Below are 6,236 nucleotides of genomic sequence, written 5' to 3'. Positions count from 1 at the left end.
TTCGCCGCTGACGTGGCGGACACGCGAGCCGGCGGCCGGCGGGCCGTGATCGCATTCGGCGCGCGCGCGTGCCGAGCGCACGATTCTTGCCCGGCGCCGACGGTCCGAATTCAGATCACAACCAAGGGGATTTGAGATGAGAGCGTTACTACTGGCGGGCCTCGGGCTCGGTGCCATGCTCGCGGCGGCCCAGGCGGCCGAGGTCAAGCTCGGCATCGCCGCGCCGATCACCGGCAACAGCGCCGCGATCGGCACGCAGCTCAAGAACGGCGCCACCCAGGCCGTCGAGGACCTGAACAAGTCCGGGGCGGTGAAGGGCACGACGTTCTCGGTCCTCGTCGGCGACGACGCGTCCGATCCGAAGCAGGGCGTCTCGGTCGCCAACAAGTTCGCCTCCGACGGCGTGAAGGTGGTGGTCGGCGACTACAATTCCGGCGTCTCGATCCCGGCCTCCGACGTTTACCAGGACGCCGGCATCATCCAGGTCACGCCGGCTTCGACAGCGGTGAAGTTCACCGAGCGCGGCCTCTGGAACGTGTTCCGCACCTGCGGCCGCGACGACCAGCAGGGCGCGGTCGCGGGCGAGTATCTCGCAACGCACTTCAAGGGCAAGAAGATCGCCTTCGTCCACGACAAGACCCCCTACGGCAAGGGCCTCGCCGACGAGACCCTGAAGGCGCTGAAGGCCAAGGGCGGCAAGGACGCGATCTACGAGGGCATCAACCCGGGCGAGAAGGACTATTCGGCGCTCGTGTCGAAGCTGAAATCCGCCAAGATCGACGTGGTCTACTTCGGCGGCTACTACACCGAAGCCGGCCTGATCCTGCGCCAGATGAGCGATCAGGGCCTGAAGGCGCCGCTGATGGGCGGCGACGGCCTCGTCGACAAGGAGCTGGTGGCGATCGCCGGGCCGGCGGCGGAGGGCACGCTGACGACGTTCCCGCCGGACGCGCGCAAGAACCCCAACGCCAAGGACGCGCTCGCCGGCTTCAAGGCGAAGGGCATCGATCCGGAGGGCTACACCCTCTACTCGTACGCCGCGGTCCAGGTGCTGGCCAAGGCCATGTCCGAGACCGGGTCGACCGACGGCAAGAAGCTCGCGGACTGGCTGCACCAGGGCAAGCCGGTCGACACCGTCGTCGGCCCGATCGCCTACGACAAGAAGGGCGACATCACGAAGCCCGACTACGTGATGTACCAGTGGAAGAAGAACGCGGCCGGCAACATCGATTACGCCGGCAACGAGCTGACCAAGTAGCGCGTCCTCGCGTCGCCGCGTCCGAGCCGTCCCGCACCGCGCGGGGCGGCTCTTTCATGCCCACGCGGCGAGACAGATTGGCGGCTTACCAGGCATAACCGTCGCCGAACCCCGGATTCCCGGTGCGCCCGCTCACGAAACGTGCACACTGCACCGTGCATGGGCGAAATTGCCCGGCTCCGAGGTTCGGATCGACAACCGGGTGGAACCTGTGAACGCCGACGCGCGACGGCCTCGCTCCATGCGAGAGACCGCTTACGGACGAAGACCGAAATCGGTCCCGGTCCCGCGACGGTGCGGGACGACCCGGTCCCGATGCTCGCGAGAGTTGTCCCCACCATATCGGCCAAGCTTGCTTCGCCCGCCCCCGTTCCGGCACCATCATTGCAGAGGCACGGCCAGCGCCGGCCGCTTTCTGCGCGTCCGCCACACGCCGCCATGTTCGTGCGGCTCGTTTCGGGAGTTTCGTTTTGACGCAATCCAAGTTCGATCGTCGCGGGATCGTGGTCGCCCTCGCGCTCGGCGCGGCCGTGGTCTCCGCCGGCGCGCAGGCCCAGGAGCTGACCGGCACGCTGAAGAAGGTGAAGGACACCAACGCCCTCACCATCGGCTACCGTGACTCCTCGGTTCCGTTCTCCTACCTCGACGGCGACCAGAAGCCGGTCGGCTACGCGATGGACATCTGCCTCAAGATCGCCGAGGCGGTGAAGAAGGAACTCAAGCTCCCGGGCATGGAGGTGAAGCTCAACCCGGTCACCTCCGCGACCCGCATCCCGCTGATCGCCAACGGCACGATCGATCTCGAGTGCGGCTCGACGACGAACAACGCCGACCGCCAGAAGCAGGCGGCATTCACCAACACCCACTTCCTGACGGCGACGCGCTACGTCTCGAAGAAGGACGCCAAGCTGCACACGATCGACGACCTCAAGGGCAAGACCGTGGTCTCGACCTCGGGCACGACGAACATCAAGCAGATCAACGAGGCCAACACCGCCAAGAGCATGGGCCTGACGATCCTGCCCGCCAAGGACCACGCCGAGGCGTTCCTGATGGTCGAGACCGGCCGTGCCGTCGCCTTCGTGATGGACGACGTGCTGCTCGCCTCGCTGGTCGCCGGCTCCAAGACCCCCGACGCCTACGAGATCTCGACGGAAGCCCTGTCGAAGCCCGAGCCCTACGGCATTATGCTGCGCAAGGACGACGCGCCGTTCAAGGCGGTGGCGGATGCCGCGACGAAGGCTTTGTACGAGAGCCCCGAGGGCAAGGCGCTCTACAGCAAGTGGTTCGAGAAGCCGATCCCGCCGCGCAACATCAACCTCAAGCTTCCGATGAGCGAGGCGATGGCCAAGCAGTTCAAGAGCCCGAGCGACAGCGCCGACCCGGCCGCCTACTGAGCCTGAGCCGGCGGATCCCGGGCGGCACTGCCGCCCGGGATCCGCGACACGGATCGAACGAACGAGAACGGTGAAGCGCGGGCGATGAACTACAACTGGAACTGGGGCATCTTCTTCGAACAATCGCCCGAAGGCACCGGCACCTACGCCGACATGCTGCTCTCGGGCCTGGTCTGGACGATCGCGACCGCGCTCTGTTCCTGGATCATCGCCTTCTTTCTCGGCTCGCTAATCGGCGTGATGCGGACGCTGCCCTCCAAGGGCGCCAATGCCGTCGGCACGGCCTATGTCGAGCTGTTCCGCAACATCCCGCTGCTGGTGCAGATGTTCCTGTGGTACTTCGTGCTTCCGGAGGTGCTGCCGCAGGCGTGGGGCAACGCGCTGAAGCAGCTGCCGAACGCCCCGTTCTACACCGGCGTCGTCTGCCTGGGGTTCTTCACCGCCTCCCGCGTCGCCGAGCAGGTCCGCGCCGGCATCCTGTCGCTGCCCCGGGGCCAGCGCCTCGCCGGCACCGCGATGGGCTTCACGGTCTACCAGACCTATCGCTACGTGCTGCTGCCGAACGCCTACCGGATCATCCTGCCGCCGATGACCTCGGAGTTCCTGAACAACCTCAAAAACACCTCCGTCGCCCTCACCATCGGCCTGCTCGAGCTGACGGCCCGCGCGCGCTCGATGCAGGAATTCTCGTTCCAGGTGTTCGAAGCGTTCACGGCGGCGACCATCCTGTACGTCCTCACTAACCTCGTCGTCATCCTGCTCGCGTCCCTCCTGGAGCGCAGCGTGGCGGTTCCCGGGCAGCGCTGATGTTCTCGAACTTCGATTTCGGCGTCGTCTTCGGATCGCTGCCCTACCTGTTCGGTCAGGGCATGGTCTTCACCGTCACCCTGACCGCGCTCGCCGCCGGCATGGGCGTCATCCTCGGGACCCTGCTGGCGATGGCGCGCCTCTCGGGCGTGCCCGGCCTCAAGCACGTGGCCAAGGTCTATGTCGAGCTGATGCGCTCCCTGCCGCTCGTGCTGGTGATCTTCTGGTTCTACTTTCTGGTGCCCTATATCGGCGCCTACCTCACCGGCGCCTCGCGCCCGATCCAGGTCGGCGCCTTCTCCTCAGCGCTCATCACCTTCACGCTGTTCGAGGCGGCCTACTTCTCCGAGATCATGCGCGCCGGCATCCAGTCGATCCCGAAGGGGCAGACCGGGGCGGCCTACGCGCTGGGCATGACCTACGCGCAGACGATGATCACCGTCGTGCTGCCGCAGGCCTTCCGCAACATGCTGCCGCTGCTGCTGACGCAGACGATCGTGCTCTTCCAGGATACCTCGCTGGTCTACGTGCTGTCGCTGACCGACTTCCTGGGGGCGGCCTCGAAGGTGGCCCAGCGCGACGGGCGCCTGGTCGAGATGTACCTGTTCGCCGCGGTCGTCTACTTCGCCGTGTGCTTCTCGGCCTCGTTCCTGGTGCGCCGGCTGCAGCGCCGCGTCGCCATCATCCGCTGATCGCCGTACAAGGACCGCGTTATGACCTCGACGCCGATGCCGGCCCCCACCGCGAAGACCCCCGTCGCTCCCGGCTCCGTCGCGCCGACGGATGCCGGCCTGCAGTCCGGCCCGCTGTCGAGCCCGCCGCCGAAGCTCGCGACCGGCGCGCCGATGATCGCCATCGACAACGTCAGCAAGTGGTACGGCGACTTTCAGGTGCTGACGAACTGCACCACGCAGGTCGCTAAGGGCGAGGTCGTGGTGGTCTGCGGCCCCTCGGGCTCGGGCAAGTCGACCCTGATCAAGTGCGTCAACGCTCTGGAGCCGATCCAGAAGGGCCAGATCACGGTCAACGACACCAAGGTCGTCGACAAGGCCACCGACCTGCCGAAGCTCCGCTCCCGCGTGGGGATGGTGTTCCAGCACTTCGAGCTGTTTCCGCACCTCTCGATCACCGAGAATCTCACCGTCGCCCAGCGCAAGGTGCTGAAGCGCCCGGCCGAGGAGGCGAAGAAGAAGGGGCTCGACCTGCTCGCCCGCGTCGGCCTGTCGGCGCACGCGAACAAGTATCCCGGCCAGCTCTCCGGCGGTCAGCAGCAGCGCGTGGCGATCGCCCGCGCGCTGGCGATGAACCCGGTGGTGATGCTGTTCGACGAGCCGACCTCGGCGCTCGATCCCGAGATGGTCGGCGAGGTGCTCGACGTGATGGTCGAGCTTGCCAAGGAGGGCATGACCATGATGGTGGTGACCCACGAGATGGGCTTTGCCCGCAAGGTCGCCGACCGGGTCATCTTCATGGATCGCGGCGAGATCGTCGAGGACGCCCGCAAGGACGACTTTTTCGGCCAGCCGCGCAGCGAGCGCGCGCAGCAGTTCCTGTCGAAGATCCTGCAGCACTGATCCTCGCGCGCGGCCCAACGCGCCCTGTGAGCGCGCCGGGTCCGAGCGTCAGCGCTTGATCGCTACCGGCCCATTCATGCCGGGCCAATCCGAGTAGCCGTTGGCACCGCCGCCATACCAGTACGGCTTCGGCGCCTCGGCGAGAGGGGCACCGGACGCCAGCCGTCCCACGAGGTCGGGATTGGCGATGTAGGGCCGGCCGAAGCTGAACAGGTCGGCGTGCCCATCCGCGAGCTCCTTCTCGGCCAGCTCCAGCGTGTACTGGTTGTTGCCGACATAGGCCCCCGAAAAGCGCTTCCGCAGGTCGAGGAAGTCGACGCTGTCGGGCACGTCGCGGGTCTGCTGGGTCACGCCCTCGATGGTGTGGATGTAGAGAAGGCCGAACTTCGACAGCGCATCGACGTAGGCGCCGAAGGTCGCGTGCGGATCGCTGTCGAGGGGCGTCTTGCCGGGCTCGGTCGTCGCCGGCGAGAGGCGGATGCCGACACGGTGACCGCCGCCCCAGACGTCCGTGACCGCCTTCACCACCGCGAGCGGAAACCGCAGCCGGTTCTCGATCGATCCGCCATACGCGTCGGTGCGCGTGTTCGTCGAATCGCGGACGAACTGCTCGAGCAGATAGTTGTTGGCCGAGTGGATCTCGACGCCGTCGAACCCGGCGCGCTTCGCGTTCTCGGCGGCGCGCCGGTAATCCTCGACGATTCCCGGGATCTCGTCGGCCTCCAGGGCGCGCGGCGTCACGTGCGCCTTCATGCCCTCCTCGGTGAAGGCGGTGCCCTCCGGCCGGATCGCCGAGGCCGAGACCGGCGGCCGATGTTCCGGCTGCAGGTCGGGATGCGAGATCCGGCCCGTGTGCCAGAGCTGCAGGAAGATGCGGCCGCCGTTGGCGTGCACCGTGCCGACGATCCGGCGCCAGGCCTCGACCTGCGCCTCCGACCAGATCCCCGGCGTGTAGGCGTAGCCGACGGCCTGCGGCGAGATGTTGGTCGCCTCCGAGATGATCAGCCCCGCGGTGGCGCGCTGGCCGTAATAATCAGCGGCGAAATCCGGCGGCACGCCGTCGGTCGAGGAACGGCTCCGGGTCAGCGGCGCCATCACGATGCGGTTGCTGAGGGTGAGGTCGCCGAGGGTGTAGGGCTGCAGCACGGGGCTGTCGGAGCGGGGCATGCCGGGTCCTTTGTCGCAGGCGGTCGCGCGGCT

6 protein-coding genes are annotated in these 6,236 nt (G+C 67.2%); 5 read left to right on the top strand and 1 reads right to left on the bottom strand.

The features are described 5' to 3' along the window. The first annotated feature begins 136 nt into the window (after positions 1-136). The 5 genes from MKK60_RS04380 to MKK60_RS04360 all read left to right on the top strand — a co-directional run bounded on the left by MKK60_RS04380 (position 137) and on the right by MKK60_RS04360 (position 5,036). Positions 137-1,258 (top strand): branched-chain amino acid ABC transporter substrate-binding protein, encoded by a 1,122-nt coding sequence (locus MKK60_RS04380; protein WP_147842261.1) that lies wholly within the window; start codon positions 137-139, stop codon positions 1,256-1,258. A 500-nt stretch (positions 1,259-1,758) separates the two neighbouring features. Next, on the top strand, positions 1,759-2,655 hold the full coding sequence (locus tag MKK60_RS04375; RefSeq protein WP_147842271.1) for a transporter substrate-binding domain-containing protein: 897 nt from the start codon (positions 1,759-1,761) through the stop codon (positions 2,653-2,655). 84 nt (positions 2,656-2,739) lie between these two features. Next, positions 2,740-3,462 (top strand): amino acid ABC transporter permease, encoded by a 723-nt coding sequence (locus MKK60_RS04370; protein WP_243984050.1) that lies wholly within the window; start codon positions 2,740-2,742, stop codon positions 3,460-3,462. Beyond that, entirely contained in the window at positions 3,462-4,154 is a 693-nt protein-coding gene (locus MKK60_RS04365) for an amino acid ABC transporter permease (protein ID WP_147725908.1), read from the top strand. Before MKK60_RS04370 ends, MKK60_RS04365 begins: the two co-directional genes overlap by 1 nt. 153 nt (positions 4,155-4,307) lie before the next feature. Then, positions 4,308-5,036, top strand: a complete 729-nt coding sequence (locus tag MKK60_RS04360; RefSeq protein ID WP_147725919.1) for an amino acid ABC transporter ATP-binding protein — start codon at positions 4,308-4,310, stop codon at positions 5,034-5,036. A 48-nt stretch (positions 5,037-5,084) separates the two neighbouring features. Here the strand turns inward: MKK60_RS04360 and MKK60_RS04355 are convergent, their stop codons facing one another. Then, positions 5,085-6,203, bottom strand: a complete 1,119-nt coding sequence (locus MKK60_RS04355; RefSeq protein WP_243984049.1) for an alkene reductase — start codon at positions 6,201-6,203, stop codon at positions 5,085-5,087. Positions 6,204-6,236 lie beyond the last annotated feature (33 nt).

This window comes from Methylobacterium sp. J-092, assembly GCF_022829325.1.
Taxonomy (GTDB): Bacteria; Pseudomonadota; Alphaproteobacteria; order Rhizobiales; family Beijerinckiaceae; genus Methylobacterium.
Note: the sequence above shows the minus strand (reverse complement) of the source record. Positions and strands in the feature narration are given on the sequence as shown.